This is a genomic window from Marivita geojedonensis, assembly GCF_002115805.1.
Classification (GTDB): domain Bacteria; phylum Pseudomonadota; class Alphaproteobacteria; order Rhodobacterales; family Rhodobacteraceae; genus Marivita; species Marivita geojedonensis.
On record NZ_JFKC01000023.1, the window covers coordinates 33012 to 51116 of the forward strand.

General features: G+C 59.0%; 16 protein-coding genes. 8 read left to right on the plus strand and 8 right to left on the minus strand.

Features of this window, described 5'->3' with window-relative positions:
* Positions 1 to 25 precede the first annotated feature (25 nt).
* Both MGEO_RS17320 and MGEO_RS17325 read left to right on the plus strand, forming a co-directional pair.
* Positions 26 to 1555 carry an acyl--CoA ligase gene (locus MGEO_RS17320; RefSeq protein ID WP_085640699.1) on the plus strand — a complete coding sequence of 510 codons (1530 nt, stop codon included), beginning with the start codon at positions 26 to 28 and terminating at the stop codon, positions 1553 to 1555.
* Between the two features lie 117 nt (positions 1556 to 1672).
* Complete coding sequence (locus tag MGEO_RS17325) at positions 1673 to 2653, plus strand: 2-dehydropantoate 2-reductase (RefSeq protein ID WP_085640701.1); 981 nt, start codon at positions 1673 to 1675, stop codon at positions 2651 to 2653.
* Here the strand turns inward: MGEO_RS17325 and MGEO_RS17330 are convergent.
* Entirely contained in the window at positions 2644 to 2985 is a 342-nt protein-coding gene (locus tag MGEO_RS17330; RefSeq protein WP_085640703.1) for a RidA family protein, read from the minus strand. The two genes, MGEO_RS17325 and MGEO_RS17330, sit on opposite strands and share 10 nt — an antisense overlap.
* A gap of 90 nt (positions 2986 to 3075) precedes the next feature.
* Here MGEO_RS17330 and MGEO_RS17335 point away from each other — a divergent pair, with 90 nt between their 5' ends.
* The 5 genes from MGEO_RS17335 (at position 3076) to MGEO_RS17355 (ending at position 8919) form a co-directional block, all read left to right on the plus strand.
* Positions 3076 to 4857 (plus strand): IlvD/Edd family dehydratase, encoded by a 1782-nt coding sequence (locus MGEO_RS17335; protein ID WP_085640705.1) that lies wholly within the window; start codon positions 3076 to 3078, stop codon positions 4855 to 4857.
* A 91-nt stretch (positions 4858 to 4948) separates the two neighbouring features.
* A complete protein-coding gene (locus tag MGEO_RS17340) occupies positions 4949 to 5680 on the plus strand; it encodes an SDR family oxidoreductase (protein ID WP_085640707.1) in 732 nt (243 codons plus the stop codon).
* A gap of 65 nt (positions 5681 to 5745) precedes the next feature.
* On the plus strand, positions 5746 to 6780 hold the full coding sequence (locus MGEO_RS17345; RefSeq protein WP_085640709.1) for a TRAP transporter substrate-binding protein: 1035 nt from the start codon (positions 5746 to 5748) through the stop codon (positions 6778 to 6780).
* 61 nt (positions 6781 to 6841) lie between these two features.
* Positions 6842 to 7426 carry a TRAP transporter small permease gene (locus MGEO_RS17350; RefSeq protein WP_085640711.1) on the plus strand — a complete coding sequence of 195 codons (585 nt, stop codon included), beginning with the start codon at positions 6842 to 6844 and terminating at the stop codon, positions 7424 to 7426.
* Positions 7423 to 8919, plus strand: coding sequence for a TRAP transporter large permease (locus tag MGEO_RS17355; RefSeq protein ID WP_085640713.1), 1497 nt, complete (start codon positions 7423 to 7425; stop codon positions 8917 to 8919). The genes MGEO_RS17350 and MGEO_RS17355 overlap by 4 nt, the downstream gene beginning before the upstream one ends.
* A 55-nt stretch (positions 8920 to 8974) precedes the next feature.
* Here MGEO_RS17355 and MGEO_RS17360 read toward each other — a convergent pair whose 3' ends face one another.
* The 7 genes from MGEO_RS17360 to MGEO_RS17390 form a co-directional block, all read right to left on the minus strand.
* Positions 8975 to 9355 (minus strand): Hpt domain-containing protein, encoded by a 381-nt coding sequence (locus tag MGEO_RS17360; RefSeq protein WP_085640715.1) that lies wholly within the window; start codon positions 9353 to 9355, stop codon positions 8975 to 8977.
* Entirely contained in the window at positions 9348 to 10286 is a 939-nt protein-coding gene (locus MGEO_RS17365; protein ID WP_085640717.1) for a response regulator, read from the minus strand. Before MGEO_RS17365 ends, MGEO_RS17360 begins: the two co-directional genes overlap by 8 nt.
* Before the next feature lie 141 nt (positions 10287 to 10427).
* The gene (locus tag MGEO_RS17370) at positions 10428 to 10808 is read right to left on the minus strand and encodes a response regulator (RefSeq protein ID WP_085640719.1); all 381 of its coding nucleotides are present in this window, start codon (positions 10806 to 10808) and stop codon (positions 10428 to 10430) included.
* 25 nt (positions 10809 to 10833) lie between these two features.
* The gene (locus MGEO_RS17375; RefSeq protein WP_158091040.1) at positions 10834 to 12558 is read right to left on the minus strand and encodes an ATP-binding protein; all 1725 of its coding nucleotides are present in this window, start codon (positions 12556 to 12558) and stop codon (positions 10834 to 10836) included.
* Between the two features lie 342 nt (positions 12559 to 12900).
* Positions 12901 to 13458 carry an N-acyl amino acid synthase FeeM domain-containing protein gene (locus MGEO_RS17380; RefSeq protein ID WP_143746287.1) on the minus strand — a complete coding sequence of 186 codons (558 nt, stop codon included), beginning with the start codon at positions 13456 to 13458 and terminating at the stop codon, positions 12901 to 12903.
* A 23-nt stretch (positions 13459 to 13481) separates the two neighbouring features.
* The gene (locus MGEO_RS17385) at positions 13482 to 14024 is read right to left on the minus strand and encodes a methyltransferase (protein WP_085640725.1); all 543 of its coding nucleotides are present in this window, start codon (positions 14022 to 14024) and stop codon (positions 13482 to 13484) included.
* Between the two features lie 267 nt (positions 14025 to 14291).
* The gene (locus MGEO_RS17390; protein ID WP_085640728.1) at positions 14292 to 15728 is read right to left on the minus strand and encodes a sensor histidine kinase; all 1437 of its coding nucleotides are present in this window, start codon (positions 15726 to 15728) and stop codon (positions 14292 to 14294) included.
* Between the two features lie 534 nt (positions 15729 to 16262).
* Between MGEO_RS17390 and MGEO_RS17395 the strand changes: the two genes are divergently transcribed.
* Positions 16263 to 17414 carry a response regulator gene (locus MGEO_RS17395; protein ID WP_085640730.1) on the plus strand — a complete coding sequence of 384 codons (1152 nt, stop codon included), beginning with the start codon at positions 16263 to 16265 and terminating at the stop codon, positions 17412 to 17414.
* Positions 17415 to 18105 lie beyond the last annotated feature (691 nt).

Below are 18105 nucleotides of genomic sequence, written 5' to 3' on the forward strand. Positions count from 1 at the left end.
AATTGACTGAAGAGGGGACAGGGCAATGGCTACCAACGTCAAGGCACTGCTTGAGGGACATGACGCCAATTCAAAGGCACTGGGTGCGCCGGGACGGGAGTGGCTGAGCTATGGCGGGCTGCGCGATCTGTCGGCTGAGGTGAGCGCGTCGCTGCGCGGCTTCGGGATCGGGCCGAGCGACCGGGTGGCGATCGTGCTGCCGAACGGACCGGAAATGGCGTCGGCCTTTGTGACCATCGCTCAGGCGGCCACAACCGCGCCTTTGAACCCGGCCTACCGCGAGGACGAATACGCGTTCTACCTCGAAGACCTTGGCGCAAAGGCGATTGTTCTGGCGGATGGCTATGACGGCCCTGCCTTGGCGGCGGCGAAGACGCTGGGACTGATGGTGCTGCGCACTGTTGTGGCCGAGGGCGCACCTGCGGGGTACTTTACCCTGTCCGCCGATGGCGCGACGGGTGATGCGTTGCCTGCGAGCGATCCGACGGATGGGGATGTGGCGCTGATCCTGCACACGTCGGGCACTACGTCGCGACCGAAGATCGTGCCGCTGTTGCAATCGAACGTGGCGGCGTCGGCGCATAACATCGCCAAGTCGCTGAACCTGACGGCGGATGACCGCTGCCTGAACGTGATGCCGTTGTTCCACATTCACGGGCTTTTGGCCGCTGTGTCGGCGTCGCTCTCGGTTGGGGCGTCGATCTGGTGCGCGCCGGGCTTTGACGCGCTGCGCTTCTTTGGCTGGATGCGTGATGCAACACCCACCTGGTACACCGCCGTTCCGACCATGCACCAGGCGATCCTGACCCGCGCTGGGCGCAATGCCGATGTGATCGCAGAAGTGCCGCTGCGCTTCCTGCGGTCGTCCTCGGCGTCTTTGCCGGCGCAGGTTATGGAGCAGTTGCGCGAGACGTTCAACGCACCGGTGATCGAAGCCTACGGTATGACCGAAGCCGCGCACCAGATGTGCTGCAACCCGTTCGATCGGCAGAAGCCGGGCGCTGTGGGTGTGGCTGCTGGCCCGGAAGTGCGTGTGGCGCATGAGACCGAAAACCGCCTGATCGATGGCACCGGCGAGGTGGTGATTTCGGGCCCGAATGTCACGCCGGGCTACGAGAGCAACCCCGACGCCAACGCGAAGAACTTCTTTGAATCAGATGGCAAGCGCTGGTTCCGCACCGGCGATCAGGGTGCGTTTGACGAGGATGGGTTCCTGCATCTGACCGGGCGATTGAAGGAAATCATCAATCGCGGCGGCGAGAAGGTTTCGCCGCTGGAGGTGGATGGCGTTCTGCTGGATCACCCGGCGATCGCGCAGGTGGTGACCTTTGCTTTGCCGCATCCCAAGCTGGGGGAAGAAGTGGCTGCTGCCGTCGTGCTTAAGGACGGTGTCGCGGCGACCGAGCGGGACATCCGTGATTTTGCAGCGACCCGCATGGCTGACTTCAAAGTGCCGCGCAAGGTGATCATCCTTGACGAGATCCCCAAAGGCGCAACCGGCAAGATGCAGCGGATTGGTCTGGCAGAGAAGCTGGGGCTTGTGGAACCGGCCTGATTTCAGGTTCGGATGAAGCGCCGGGTGGCTCCTGCGGGAGCCTCCGGCGGGAGTTTATTTGGCAAGATGAAGGAGGAGCGGTTCGCAGACCATCGGCGGATCGTTTTGGGGTGAGCGATGAAGATTTGCGTATTCGGAGCGGGCGCCATTGGCGGCTATATGGGTGTGAAGCTGGCGCAGGCCGGCGCGGATGTGAGCCTTGTGGCGCGCGGGCCGCATCTGGCGGCGATGCAGGCCAACGGGTTGAAGCTGATCGAAGAGGGGGGCGAGGAAACGGTTGTCTCTGTAACCGCGTCGGACAATCCGGCTGACCTTGGCGTTCAGGATTACGTCATCGTCACGCTCAAGGCACATTCGGTGCCGCCGATCGTGGACAAGATGCAGCCTCTCATCGGGCCGAACACCACCATCGTGTCCGGCGTGAACGGCGTGCCGTGGTGGTATTTCCACATGATCGGTGGCGAACACGAAGGCACGCGGCTGGAAAGCGTCGATCCGGGCAATGCGCAGTGGGACGGGTTCGGCCCGGACCGGGTGCTGGGCTGTGTCGTCTACCCGGCGGCTGAAGTGATCGAGCCGGGTGTGGTCAAGCACATCGAGGGCAACCGGTTCTCTTTGGGTGAGCCGGACGGGTCGAAATCCGAGCGGGCTGTGGCGCTGTCGCAGGCCCTGTCCTCGGCAGGGCTCAAAGCGCCGGTCCGGCCGCGTCTGCGGGATGAGATCTGGGTGAAGCTTTGGGGCAACCTGTCGTTCAATCCGATCTCGGCACTGACCCATGCCACGTTGGATGTGCTCTGCACCGACCCCGGCACGCGCGCGGTGGCCAAGGGCATGATGCTCGAGGCGCAGGAGATTGCGGAAAAGCTGGGTGTGAAGTTCCCGATTGATGTGGAACGGCGCATTGATGGCGGTGCGGCTGTTGGTGCGCATCGCACATCGATGTTGCAGGATCTGGATCAGGGCCGTCCGATGGAGATCGATGCGCTGGTCGGATCGGTGCAGGAGTTGGGCCGTGTTGTGGGTGTGCCAACACCGACGATTGATACGGTGCTGGCGCTGGTGCAGTTGCGGGCGCGGACCGCCGGTCTTTATTCGTAAGCTGCGGTCACGATCACTTCGACTTTAAGCTCGGGGCGGGCCAGCTTGGCCTCCCCACAGGCGCGGGCGGGGGCGTGGCCTTCGGGCACCCAGGCATCCCAGACCGCGTTCATTTCCGCGAAATCGGCCATGTCAGCGACCCAGATGACGGCCTGCAGGATCTGTTCGCGCGACGATCCGGCCTTTTCCAGCAGCGCATCCACGCGGGCGAGGCAGTCCTGCGTCTGTTCGGTGACGGTCTCGCCTGCGCCCACCTGACCGCAGAGATAGACGGTGCCGTTGTGTTTGACGATCTTGCTCATCCGCGTGCCGATGTCCTGGCGTTCGATCATGGGGTTTCTCCTCTTCAATGTTTGCGCTGACACTTGCTGTTGGCGCGCGGATTGTCCAGAACGCTTGGGACAGATGAGGGGAGAGATCAGATGTCCGACACGCGCGCGAAGAAGCGGTTCCGGTCACAGGAATGGTTCGACAATCCCAACAATCCGGGCATGACGGCGCTCTATCTCGAACGCTACCAGAACCAGTCTTTTACCCAAGGCGAATTGCAGGCGGAAAAGCCGATCATCGGGATCGCCAATACCGGGTCGGATCTGGCACCCTGCAACAAGATCCATGTGTTCCTGATGGACCGGATCAAGGCGGGGATTCGCGATGGCGGGGGTATTCCGATGGAGTTCCCTGTGCATCCGATTCAGGAGACCGGCAAGCGCCCTACGGCGGCGCTGGACCGGAACCTCGCCTATCTGAGCCTTGTCGAAGTGCTGCACGGCTATCCCATCGACGGGGTGGTGCTGACCACGGGCTGTGACAAGACCACGCCGGCGCAGCTCATGGGGGCGGCGACGGTGGATATTCCGGCGATTGCGCTCAATGGCGGTCCGATGCTGGATGGCTGGTACAAGGGCAAGCGCGCAGGGTCCGGCACGACGATCTGGGAAGGGCGGCGTCTGATGGCGCGGGGTGAGATCGGCTATGGGGAGTTCATGGATCTCGCCTGTGCCTCGTCGCCCTCATTGGGTCATTGCAACACGATGGGCACGGCCTCGACCATGAACGCGATGGCCGAGGCGTTGGGCATGACCCTGCCGGGGTCGTCGGCCATCCCCGCGCCGTTCCGCGAGCGAATGGCCATGGCCTATGAGACCGGCAAGCGATGCGTGCAGATGGTGCTCGACGATCTGAAACCGTCGAACATCCTGACGCGCGAGGCGTTCGAGAACGCGATTGTGGTCAACGCAGCGATTGGCGGCTCGACCAACGCCCCGCCGCATCTGCAGGCGATTGCGCGCCATGCGGGGGTGGAGCTGGACGTGACCGATTGGGAGAAGATCGGCTTCGATGTGCCGCTGATGGTGAACATGCAGCCGGCAGGCGAATATCTGGGCGAGAGCTTCTACCGCGCGGGCGGTGTGCCTGCAGTTATGGGCGAGCTGCGCAAAGCCGGGCGGTTGCATGAGGGGGTGATGACCGCCTCGGGGCAGCGGCTGGGGGATGTGCTGGCGTCGTGGGAGAGTTTGGACCGGGATGTGATCACCACCTATGATGCGCCGCTGCGCGACAAGGCGGGGTTCAAGGTGCTGTCGGGCAACCTCTTTGACTCCGCGCTGATGAAGACCAGCGTGATTTCCGCCGATTTCCGCAAGCGTTTCCTGTCCAAACCCGGAGAGGAAGGCGTGTTCGAGGCGCGGGCGATCGTGTTCGAGGGGCCTGAGGATTATCACGACCGGATCAATGATCCGGACCTCGCGATTGACGAGAATTGCATCCTTTTCATTCGAAATGTGGGGTGTGTGGGCTATCCTGGTTCAGCGGAGGTGGTGAACATGCAGCCGCCCGATGCACTGGTTAAGGCGGGGATCAACCACCTGCCGACGGTGGGGGATGGGCGTCAATCCGGGACATCGGAAAGCCCGTCGATCCTGAACGCGTCACCGGAGGCGGTTGTCGGCGGCGGATTGGCCTATCTCCAGACCGGGGACAGGGTTCGGCTGGATCTCAATGCCTCGACCCTGAATGCGTTGGTCGATGAGGCGGAATGGGAGGCGCGGAAGGCGGCGTGGGAGGCGCCGGAGATCGTCAACCAGACCCCGTGGCAGGAGATCTATCGCCGGCATGTCGGGCAACTCGCAGATGGTGGCTGCCTTGAACTGGCGACGGCGTATCAGCGGATTGCCAGGGACCTGCCGCGGGACAACCACTGACCGGGTGGGGGCGCTGCCCCCGTCCGCCATTGGCGGACTCCCCCGGAGTTTATGGGCAAGATGAAGCCCGGGATGAAGACAAGGAGGCGGCATGGGACAGACGATCATCATTACGGGCGCGGGCAGCGGTATCGGCAAGGCCTGTGCCGAGGCGTTTCTGGCGGCGGGCTGGAAGGTCGGGCTGATCGGGCGGCGGGCGGCGCCGCTGGAGGAGATCGCGGCGGGGTCAGAGGCGGCGCTGGCGCTGCCCTGTGACGTGACCGACGAGGCGGCGGTGGACGCCGCGTTTTCCACGGTGATGGAGCGTTGGGGGCGGCTCGATGCGCTGTTCAACAATGCGGGCACGGGCGTGTTCGGTGCGACCATCGACGAGATCCCGCTGGAGGATTGGAAGCACTGCATCGACGTGAACCTGACGGGCAGTTTCCTCTGTGCGCGGGCGGCTTTTGCGCGGATGCGGATGCAGGACCCGCAGGGCGGGCGGATCATCAACAACGGGTCGATCTCGGCCCACGTGCCGCGTTGGGGATCGGTGCCCTATACGGCATCGAAACACGCGATCACCGGGCTGACGCGGACGCTGTCTTTGGATGGGCGACCGTTCAACATTGCCTGCGGGCAAATCGATATCGGCAATGCCGAGACTGAGATCGTGCACGGGTTGCGTGCGCAGGCCGAAGAGGCGGGCAAACCGATCGAGCCGGTGATGGATGTGGCGCATGTGGCGACATCGGTGCTGCACATGGCGAGCCTGCCGCTCGATGCGAATGTGCAGTTCATGACGGTGATGGCGACCACCATGCCCTATATCGGGCGCGGCTAGTTTTTCCTTGGATTCCCTGCCGGCTTTGTGCGTTTATGCCTGCACAAAACAGGGAGGAGACTACCATGATCAAGCGTGCATTTCTGAAGCTCGCGGGGACCACTGCGCTGGCAACAATGCTGGCCACCGGAGCCTTTGCGCAGGAGGTGACCCTGCGGATGCACCAGTTTCTGCCGGCACAGGCGAACGTGCCCAAGAACGTGCTGATTCCGTGGGCGGAGCGGGTGATGGAAGCGTCGGGCGGGCGGATCGAGATCCAGCATTTCCCGTCGATGCAACTGGGTGGTACGCCGCCGCAGCTTATTGACCAGGCGATTGACGGTGTGGCCGATATCATCTGGACGGTGTCGGGGTATACGCCGGGCCGTTTCCCGCGCGCCGAGGTGTTCGAACTGCCCTTCACCATGACCGATGCGGGTGACATGTCGGCCGCCTATTGGGAGCTGGCCGAAGAGCAGATGATGGATCAGGACTTTGCCGACTTCAAAGTGCTGGCGGTCTGGGTTCACGGTCCTGGCGTTATTCATTCGGCCGACCCGATTGAGTCACCGGGAGATCTGAACGGGGTCAAGCTGCGCGCACCGACGCGGGTCACGAACAAGCTCTTTACCAATCTGGGTGCCACCACCGTCGGCATGCCGGTTCCGGCCATTCCCGAGGCTCTGTCCAAGGGTGTAGTGGATGCAACGGTTATTCCGTGGGAAGTGACGGGCGCGCTCAAGGTTCCTGAACTGGTGTCGAACCATACCGAGTTTGACGGACCGGCGATTTATACCACGACCTTCATCTTTGCGATGAACAAGGAGAAGTACGAGAGCCTGCCGGATGACCTCAAGGCGGCGATCGATTCTCAGTCGGGTGCCGAGTTCAGCCGCATGGCCGGTGCGCAGATGCAGGCGGACGATGCGCCGGGGCGCGAACAGGCGCTCGACCTTGGCAACAACGTGATCACCATCTCCGAGGCTGATGCCGCACCGTGGCGCGAGGCGGCGGCGGCAACAACGGCGGAATGGATCGCCGAGATGGATGAGAAGGGCATCGATGGAAATGCCCTGATCGCACGTGCGAAAGAGCTTTTGGACAAGCACAACACGCAGTAAAGCGTGATGCGCCGTCCGGGAAACCCGGGCGGCGCCAAGACCGGCGGGGGGACAGAGCAGCATGAAAACGGCGATAGAACGCCTTGCCCGGGCCATGGCGATCCTCGGAGGTGTCGTGCTGACGCTTCTGGTTCTGCTGACCTGCGTGTCGGTTCTGGGACGAGGTCTGAACTCGATGGGCCACAGCGACTGGCTCATCGCGCTGTCGCAGACGGTCGCAGACGGGCTGATCGCCTCGGGTGTGGGGCCGGTCACCGGTGACTTCGAACTGGTCGAGGCCGGTATCGCCTTTGCCATTTTCGCGTTCCTGCCGATCTGTCAGCTTTATTCCGGACATGCGACGGTGGATATCTTTACGTCGCGCCTGTCGGATCGGGTGAATACCTGGTTGGTGGCGTTCTGGGACGTTGTCCTGTCTCTGCTGATCTGGCTGATCACCTGGCGGTTGTTTGCGGGTCTGCTGGACAAGTTGGGCAATGGCGAAACCACCTTTCTGCTGCAATTCCCCATGTGGTGGGCCTACGCGGCAAGCTTTGTTGCCGCTCTCGTAGCATCCGTTACGGCGCTCTATTGCTCGGTCGGGCGTGTGGCCTATGCGGTTACGGGCCGGTCGGTCCTGCCGCCATCGGGAGCCGACGCGACATGAGTATGCTGGAACTTGGCATCTGGTCCTTTCCGGTGCTGCTGACGTTGATCTTTCTGCGCGCGCCGATCGGGTTGGCGATGATGCTGTGCGGCATTGCCGGGTTCTGGCTGGCGCTGGGCAGCCCGGACGTGGTGCTGGCCAAGCTGAAATCCGAAACATATTCAACGTTTTCCAGCTATTCGCTGTCGATTATTCCGATTTTCCTTTTAATGGGCCAGTTCGCTACCCTGTCCGGCATGTCCTCGGCCTTGTTCAAGGCAGCTGAATCCTGGCTGGGGCACCGCAAGGGTGGTGTGGCGATGGCGTCGGTAGGGGCATGTGCCGGGTTCGGGGCGATCTGCGGATCGTCACTTGCGACCGCAGCCACGATGAGCCGCGTGGCCTTGCCCGAGTTGAAACGCAACGGCTATTCGGGCGGGTTCTCGACCGCCACGCTTGCGGCCGGGGGGACGTTGGGGATTCTGATCCCGCCTTCGGTGATCCTTGTCATCTATGCGATCCTGACCGAGCAGAACATCGCCAAGCTGTTTCTCGCCGCGTTCATCCCCGGTGTGCTGGCTGCGATTGGGTACATGATCACCATTTCGATCTATGTGCGGCGTTATCCTGAATCTGCCGGGATGCGTGATCCGGTGCCTTACGGTGAACGGGTGCGTGCGCTGATCGACGTGTGGCCTGTTCTGCTTGTCTTTGGGCTGGTGGTGGGCGGCATCTACCTTGGCTGGTTCACGCCCACAGAGGGTGCAGCGGTTGGGGCCGCGGGCACAGGACTGATTGCGCTGGTTTCGGGAAACCTGAGCTGGCACGTGTTCAAACAGAGCATCATTCAAACGGCGGTCAGTACCGCGATGATCTTTTTCATCGTGCTGGGCGCGTCGTTCTATAATGGGTTCCTGGCGCTGACGCAGGTGCCGCAGGAACTGTCGAACTGGGTGGTCGAAATGGGACTGAGCCCGTTCATGGTGCTTTCGCTGATCCTGCTCTTCTATCTTGTCTTTGGCTGCCTGATGGACAGCCTGTCGATGATCCTTCTGACGATCCCGATCTTCTTCCCGGTGATCTCGGTCATGGATTTCGGTTTTGTCGATCTGGCTGTGATGCAGGCCGATGCCGCACGCGAGGTGCTCGCGGCGGGTATTCCAGAGGGCATGACGCAGGAAATGCTGCAAAGCATCGAGGCCGCGATTGCCGGTGGCATCGAACTGACCCGTGAACAGATGCAGGCGCTCGACATTCGTGTGACGCAGGGCATGGCAAACCGGATCGAGGCGGAATGGGTCGCGATCTGGTTCGGGATTCTCGTTTTGATCGTGGTCGAGGTGGGGTTGATTACGCCGCCGGTCGGCATGAACCTGTTCATCATCAACTCGATGGATCGCGAGACACCGATGATGGAGACCTACCGTGCGGTGATCTGGTTCGTCACCTCGGACATCCTGCGCGTGATCCTTTTGGTTCTGTTCCCGGCGATCACGCTTTTCTGGCTGTATTGAAGGCGCGGGCAGGGGCACAGCCTGCCGCCCTGCACCCGCCGTTCGTTCAAGGGGATCAGGTGCTGCGCTGTTCTTCCAGAACGGAGTTCATTTCCGTCAGAAGTTCAGTGACAAGCGCGTGGGTCGATGTCCAATCGAGCCGTGAGCCCCCTTCGACAATGGCAGCATCGGTTTGCGCGGCTAGAGAGCCGAGCCGCGGGAAGCCGAGAGTGGCGGCGACGCCGGCAATCTTGTGGGCGTGATGGCCAAGCTGGGCGACCGCCTCCGGTGTCAGCCCGCTGTCCTCGATGTCATTGACGATGTCCTCAAGCTCGAAAGAGCGGACCACCAGACGTTCGAGAAAGTTCTCGCGGATCACGGCGATCCGGGCGTTGAGATTGACCGATCCCTGGGCTCGGTCACCGGGACGGGTGTGTTTCTGTGCAAGACTAGGCATAGTTGACCGCGCTTTGGTTGTGATGTTTGGAGCTTTGAATGGCTTCGTCGATCAGACGCGACGGCGCTGTGATGTTCGAGGCGCTGCACGTGACCGCAGGTCCGATGGAAATTACCGGTTTGCAGATCGACAGTTTTTCATAGGTGTCCTGGAATTCGGCCATATAGCTGAGCAGCTGGTCCGAGAAGTTCGTCAGGTTTTCTTCGTTGTTGTTGGGAAGGATACAGACGAATTCGCCAGCACCCTTGTACGCGATCATCTTTTCCGGAAAGGACAGGCTGTCCGAGATGCAGGTCGCAATGTCCAGCATCACGTCGCCGAAAGCGGAACTGCCCTCCATGTCGTAGATATCGCGGGCGTTGTCGACATGGATGCCGACGACCGCGACCCGCAACGCCCGGAAGAAGCCAAGCGCGTTCAGGTAGTTTTCCATCGCCAGGATGCCGATGCCGCCATCGATTTCTTTCATCGGAATGCTGTCGAAGAACCCGTAGGACGGTGATTGCAGGCGAAGGGGGGATACGGCCTTCGGATCTGTCTCGGCGCGGTGCCGTTCATCCAGAAGAAGCTGCACCATGCCAAGGCGGCTTTTGATTTCGAGCGGATCGATGGGTTTTGTGAGGTAGTCCGTTGCACCGGCTGCAAAGGCTTCATCAATCGAACCCTTGTCGGACATGACCGTGTTCATGATGATCGGAACATCGGCATAGGCGGCATCAGCCCGAAGCTGTCTGCACAGCTCAATCCCGCTCATTTCGGGCATGCGAATGTCGATGATCACACATTCGAAATCATGTGTCGCGCGCTCGACAAAGGACAGCGCCTGAGGACCGGAGATCGCGGTTGTGACATCGAAATAGCCAAGGTCGTTCAGGCTGTCGACAAACAGTGCGGAGAAGTCAAGATCGTCATCTACAAGCAGAATTCTCATGTCTCATCCGTTCTTGGTGAATCGCCCCTTACATGCAGGCCTTCGTTTCAGTGCAATTCTGGACCAGGAATGTGGTTCAATTTGGGCGCTCGCCCATAAGATGAAGAATTCCGAGCGGCTACCCGCGCATTGCATAAAAGTTTAGCGTTTGGACCAGGCGTCTCGAATCTGGCTGCCCAGCGACATTGGATCGAATGGCTTGGTGATCACTTCCAGCGCCCCGGCGGCATACAATTCCTGACAGACCGACTGCTCGGCTTTGGCTGTCATGAAGATGAACGGCGTATTCAACGCGGCATGCCGCTCGCGCACGTTGCGGCTCAGTTCCGGGCCGGTCATGCCGGGCATCATCACGTCAAGCAACATCAGCTGCGGCGCAACCGTTTCAAACGCATCAAGAGCGGCTGCTCCTGAGTTGAACTGATGGAGTTCGAATCCGTCCACCATTTCCAAGGCCATTTTCGCGATTTCGAGAATGTCCTCGTCATCATCGACATGCATGATCTTTTTCAGCTCTGACACCTGATTTCCCCTCGATCGCAAATTTTTAGGCAACTGCCGTTTCGTTCATGCTCATTTCGGACGCGACGCTCTTCTCCAGATCAAAGTAGAAGGTTGTTCCTTCTCCCACCTTGGTGTCGAAGGAAATCTGTCCGCCGTGGCGATGAACGATTTCCCGACAGATCGTCAAACCGAGCCCCGTGCTCGGGAACGCGTTGCTTTGCGTGCCTTCGATCTGGATGAAACTGTCAAACAACGTGTCGCGCGCATGTTCGGGAATGCCCGGTCCCTGATCTTCGACACAGACGCGCCAGACATCGCCGGAATCCCGGATCCGCATTTTGACATCTGATCCGGCGGGCGAAAACTTCGCGGCGTTGGAGAGCAGGTTGGACATAACCTGCATCAGGCGCTGTGGGTCGGCGCGCACATGGGCAGGTTTGCCGATGTCCTCGACCGTGAACTTCACGTTGCATTCGGCCGCAAAGGGCGCATTCGCCTCAGCAGAGTCCGTCAGAATGGTTCGCAGGTCAACGTCATTGGCCGAGATCATCAGGTTTCCGGAATGGAGTTTCTCCAGTGTCAGGATATCGTTGACGATGGCCAGAAGCCGTTCCGAGTTGCGATGCGCCACGTTCACAAGCTTGCGCGCGTCATGCGTCATCTCGCCCATGAGCCCGGAATCGAGCAACCGCAGCGCCCCCTTGATGGACGTCAGTGGAGTCCGCAATTCATGGCTCACGGTCGAGACAGAGCTCAGTTTCAGCTGTTCCGCTTTCTTGCGTTCGGAAATGTCGCGTACGACCGAGATGAGACTGCGCTTGCCGGGCATGTCTTCAATCGCGTGCGTGAGAACCTCGACCGGGCCGCTGGCATGGTCGAATTCGAACATCACCTGATGTGCTTCATTGTTCAGTAGCGGACCGAGATAGCGCTGGAACAACTGCATTTCATGTTTGTGGAACAGGTCGTTCAGCGACTTGGGATCTTTGGTGTCGGTGGCCCACCTCGACCGCCTTATGAACGCGTCATTCGTATAGCTGACCTCATACGACCAGGGATCGTAAATGATGACCCCGTCGCGAAGGATTTCGACAAGCTCGTTTCTACTGTCCTCTGCGCTTTGGGCGATGGCGCTTGTCACATCAGTGCGGATAAAGACAAATCCTACAACCTGTCCGTTGCGACCGACTTTCGGCGAGATGGTTGTCTGAGTGGTGATCCGGCGCCCGAACTTGTCCGAAAGTTCTTCGAGACCGGACCAAAGGCTTCCCTGCTTCACGGTGATGAGCGCGGCATGATAGACGGACCCGGCCGCATCGGTCCGGTAGAGCGCCGAGGCAGGCTGTCCGATGATTTCGTCTTTCGTATAGCCGAACGTTTCGGAAAAATTCTTGTTCACTTCGGTGATTGTGCCGAACGTGTCGGTGACGCAGACGATGGTGTGTTCGCTGAGTATCTGTTCCTGCAGGGCGACGGTCATGCTGTCGGCCATCATCTGGCCGGACAGGTTTCGTGCTCGGATGACATTTTTCAGACTGCCGGCTCCGGCGGAAACCAGAAGCACCACGGCTGTCGCCAGAAGAAATGAGTCGACCCGTCCGGAGGTTTGCATCGCCCAGAACGCGCCGACGAGCAGAAGCGAAACGACTAACGCCGAGAAGACCCAGGAGAGGTCGCTTTGAACCCCTCTTCGCTTGTCGAATTTCTGCTTCATACCTGCCTCGAACACCAACTCGAACCCTGATAACCGCTGCGCTGACTTGGACACTGTTGGCCAAACTCTCATTAAAATTCGGCATGAATTAGGCGCCAAGGTCCTGAAAAGATGAAACGAATGCGTCGCAATGAGGCAGGATGGGCCCACATGCTCCAAGCCGAATTCATCCAATGATTGTGTTTGATGTTTAAGAAATCCTGAATATTCTTGTCATGGTTGTGCGTTGTCCCGAATTCCCGAGACACATGCATACGATTGTCATGGCCGCAATTGTGCCCGATTTCGCGAGGGACTTTCGGTCAATGGCCCACCGAGCCATAGATCGTGACGATAGATTAAGAGAATCGAGGAACGCGGGCGCGCGTTTAGACGGGACGCAAAACCCGCCGTGTGTCAGGCGACGGAGGTTTGGGATTCCGACCCGTTATTCGCCTTAAGGTTGACCCCAAGAAGAACGAGTTTTTCGTTCAGACCAGCATAGCTGCGCGGCTCTGAAATCTGAGAAAACCCGTAGAGACGGCTGTAGAACTGCACCCGATCCGGCTGAACCGATGCGACGCCGTAATCGGCGCCGATCTCGTCCGCGTAAAGAGCGTATCTGCGCAGGGTATGACGGGCGATGGAGAGCCGCAGACTGCCAAGATCCGGTGCTACGGCGAAACGCGCCCCGTCGATCAGCGTCAGGCCAGATTTGACCTTGGGCAACAGGATATCAGAGAAAGCCGCCATGGTGGCCGAACGGTGATCGTCCGCCGTCAATACGTGCAACCGGATGGTGCCGACAATGCGCCCGCCGCTGCGCAGCATGTAAATATGCGCAGAGCCGGCATAGTCGTATTCATCGAGAAACAGCTTGTCGGGCCGTTCCGAAATCAGACCTTCCGACAAATAGCAGTTGTACCGAAACGACCCGACGGCGATCAGGTCGGCTTCGTTTTCAACTCTTGTCACTTCGACTGTTTTGGCCAACACTCTCACTGCCTCGCGGTGATCTTGGGGAAAACGAACCCGGCATGTCTCTGGTATTCCAGGTACTTTTCTCCGTATGGGCCCTGCTTAAGCAGTCCTTCCTCGCGGATGGCGGAGTAGCCGTAGATAAAGAGAAGCGTCACGAAGACGGCGAATGATGTGGGATGCAGCGTGCCGAGCGCGCAGGCAAACCAGAAGATGGCGTAGGATTCATAAAACGGATGCCGCACGTATTTCCAAGGCCCGTTAGTGATGATGTCATCGACCCGAGACTGCTCATCGAACGCGAGCGACAGATTGCGTTTGGCGCTGTGACGGACGGCCCAGATGAACAGGCCAAAAGCGACGAGCATGAGCAGAAGAGGCACCAGCGTATTTGACAGGCCCCATATGAAGGCATGGGCAAGGAACGTTGCGATGCCGAGAAGCGACAGGATGGAGATGACATACATCCCCAGCGGATACTTCTCGGACGCGAAATGCTGTTTGGTCGCGAGCGAAATCACGAGAAAATATGCAAGCGCGATCAAGCCTACGAGAAAGTCCATCACATGTTCTGCCCATTTCGCGAACCGATTTTTTTGTCCGCGTTGTGTTGTTTTGTTGAGCGACGCGTCCGACCGTCGTCTGAAAAGACTGTTAAACTGGCAAGGTACATAGTGCGCTGCTCCACAGGTTGTTTCGGAGCCTTTAACTAAACTGTAGGGTACAGTTTTCTCACGCGCAAGCAGCTAAAATCAAGCGGCGGCGAGACCTTGTTTTCAGGCCACGCCCTTGAAATTATTGACGCTATTTAGCGTCAGAGAATTTTGATTTTATGTGCGTGCTGACAGAGCAAGAGGGGTGACGACCGAAGTGTCATAGTGGTCATCCCGCGACGCGTATTCCGCCGTTTTTTCCGACGCGTGTACGACTGCGCAGGGCAATTCGACAAAGAAGGTGGTTCCGACGCCCAGCTCGCTTTCGTAGTCGATCGATCCGCCAATGGCTTCGATGATTTCGCGCGAGATGTTCATGCCGAGGCCGGTCCCGCCGAATTTGCGCTGATCCGAGGAGTCGAGCTGAACGAACCGGCCAAACACATCGTCCTTCGATCCATCCGGTATTCCAACCCCATGATCCCGAACAAAAATTCGGACGCGGCCGTTCTCGGCATTGAAACCGACTTCCACGTTGCCGTGTTCCTCGGAAAACTTCGCAGCGTTCGAAATGACGTTTCCAAGAACCTGCATCAGACGTGACGGATCGGCCTGGACGAAGACCGTTGCATCTGCATCGAAATCGCCTGTCAGAGTAACCCTGTACCGGTCGGCAAGACCCTGGTGCGAGTGGATGGCATCGGCAACGAACTTGGCCACATCAATGGTTTCCTTGTCGAATGTCATCTTGCCTTCCTCGATTTTCTGAAGATCGAGAAGGTCGTCGACAAGGTCAGCAAGGCGCTGGCTGTTGCGGCCTGCCACATCGAGGAGCGATTTGGTCTGCGGCGAAAATTCGCCGAACTTGCCCGAAGAAATCAGGTCGAGCGATCCCTTGATCGATGTAAGCGGCGTGCGAAGTTCGTGACTGACGACGGCGACGAACTGCGACTTGAGCACCAACGCGGCTTTAGCGCGCTCGTGCTCGATCTCCAGATCTTCGAGACGTTGCAGGCCTTGCCGGTACATGCTGAGGAAGCCAAGAGAGCAATCGATCAGGAAGTACATGACGAAGATCACGGTGAAGAACTGAAGCCACATGTCGGACGACAGGGGCGGGCGATAGACCCAGAGGTCCCGCACCGTGATGATCAGGAACGACACTCCGTACAGAGCAAGTCGGATGGCCAGAGTGCCCACAATCTGATGATTGTTGATCGCGGCATACAGCGCCGCCGCAAACAGACAGAACAGCGCTGTAAACATCCCCACGCCGTCTTCGGTGATTCCGACCCAGACGGCATAGGTGCAGATTGCAATGGCGCTGACCGCTGTATTGAGAATGAACCCCTTGTGGACGTTCCTGGCAATCTGAACATCGCCGGCTGTGTTCGCCTCAACCCGTTTGGCCAGCCAGAGGTCGACATATTCGCATGCCATGCAAACGGTGAAGAACAGGGATGCTTTCAGCGGATCGAAGAACCAGCCTGTCAGAAGCGCCACGGCAGCAAAAAGCGCCTGGCGTTGCCAGGTGAGCGTCATCACAGCGCGGGAATAGTCCCGCGTGTTTTTCAGCAAACGCTTGTGTTTCGTGACGGCGTTCTTCGGGGTCATTGTCTTTACCGGGGTGCTCCTGTCGTTGTGCTGAGGACAGGAAGCAGGGCGCGCCCCTTGGGGCGCGGTCGCAGGACGCGCGCGGATTTTGAGCCCGTATCGTTTGTCGTGCGCAGGAGTGGTCGCGCAGACTCTTGTGGTTTCATTGGACGTCCTTCGCGGTTCTGCCTGGAATTTCCCGACGCCTTTGAAGCGAATATGGGTAAGGACTGAGGCGAAACAGTGATCAGAAAACGGTGATCTTGGGGTCAGTTACGGCGACAATCGATGCTGAAATGGGCGGGATCGAAGCACAAAACGGGTCGTGATCACGTAAGGTAGCATGTGTTTCCGAACGCAGTCTTGCCGCCAAATCCCAATGTTTTTGGGCTTTTGCCGCGCTGCCGAAAACGCGCGGCCTTCTGTCGGAGTGATGCCGCAATCTGGACATGAAAACGCCCGACGCCCGTTAGAGTCTGACGCTACGATTCGTAATGGATACCTGTGTATCCGCGTTCTGGTTTCTCCGGATCACGTGAACCGCTGAGGTAGAGAATGAGAATTCTGGCTGTAGATGACGACAGTATTGCGCTTGAGATTCTCGAGGTGTCGTTGGCTGCCGCCGGTTACGACGAGATTGATCTCGCGCAGTCCGCCAAGGAGGCGATCAAGCGCATCGAATCCGCCGAAACCCCGTATGACTGCATGCTGCTCGACATTGTGATGCCGAATACCGGCGGGATCGAGCTGTGCAAGATGGTGCGGCAGATGCCTGAGTATTTCGGCATACCCATTATCATGATCACCGCCGTGGAAAGCCATGAGACCCTGAAAGAAGCCATTCAGGCCGGGGCCACGGATTATGTGCACAAGCCCTTCGACGGGATCGAACTGGGCACCCGCCTGCGCGCTGCCGCTATTCTGGCCGAAGCCGTCAAGAAGTCGGAAATGAACCTCTTTGGCGGCGAAGGTTTCTCTGAGGAAGAGCGGGGCTTTTCGGATCTGAAGCTTTCGGACGCGTTCTCGCTCGAAAGCAGAACCGGGATCGTGAGCCAGTCGCAGCTTTGGTATGATCTGGCCGAACGCGACCCGCTGCCTGAAACCGTACATCTGTTTGCCGTCTCAATCGCCGGAGCGCCGGCGATTTTCCGAACCGTGTCCAATACCGTGTTCCGGGCCTTCATCAACGAAGCGGCCATGTCCATCGTCCACACGACGAACCAATGGCAACCGCGCGTCTCTTATATTGGCAATGGAACCTTCATCGTTGCGCTCCTGGAAGCCCAGTCATTCTCGATCGAGAAGGCGCAGGCGGTGTTTTCGGTCAGTCTTGCAGAAATGCCGTTCAATTCTCTGACGGTCTACAAAGGCAAGATCCGGTTCTGTTTCGAGCATGTGCTGCACGACGATATCGCAGGCCGCAGCAGCGCGCATGCGTTGTGTGAGCTGTTGCAGGCCGGGGCGGATGCCCGCAAGACCGCCAGTGATTACCGGTCCGTTGAACAGCAACGCGAGTTACGACAGCGGTTCCTGGGGCGGGGACAGCCAAAACCGGTCACCTCCTGGGAAACCATCTGGTCAAAACCGGCACGTCGCGTAACCCCCAAGCGGATTGCTCCCCAACCTGCTGGCCGCAAGGGCCGTCAGGAAGACGGCAAAGGGCAGGGCGGCGCGAGTTTCGACAAGAACATCTTTACGAAGTTCTGAGACCCCTCAGGCGTCCCGCCGCTCTGGCATGGACGATCCTTGAGGAAGGGTGTTCCACATCTGACGACCGGTCTGGTCGAACGTTTTCGCGAATTTCAAGGCACGCGCGCAAAATTTGCCGCCAATGCCACCAATCCGGCAAAATCCTCTGGTCAGCCTTCGATCTTCAGTCAGTCACGGCCTTCAGGCTTTGAGTGGCTCCGGCGGGAATACGCCGGTAAATCGCGTCGAAATCACGTGTTTGCGCAAAATACTGCTGATCCCTCCGGGTTCGCGATTTAGCCGTTTGCGAGGTTGCGTGGCATCCGGCAACCCTCAACGTGACATTAATAGACTCAATTAATGGCACTGAATTGCAGATCATTTTCACGATTTCAGGCGGGCAGAATCAGGGTAAGTGATTCGTGTTGAGTTCTGAAATCTGCATGCGAAATGCGGCAATATTATGGAGACTGAAGCTTAACTTTGGCCCTTGCCATTCCGCGCAAATTGGAACCGGGCGGTTCTGACCAAGTATTGCCTTACTTGCACGTGTCGGTGCGTTTTTTCTTGTAAAACAAGGGTGATATCCCTGATCCTTTTCGAAATGGCCCATGTTGCGGCCGTTTGTGTGAATATAGCGGGATGTCGAAAGCCGAATTTCGCAGGGTAAATATCTGATTAGGAAATTGTGAATTTCCGCTGCCAACAG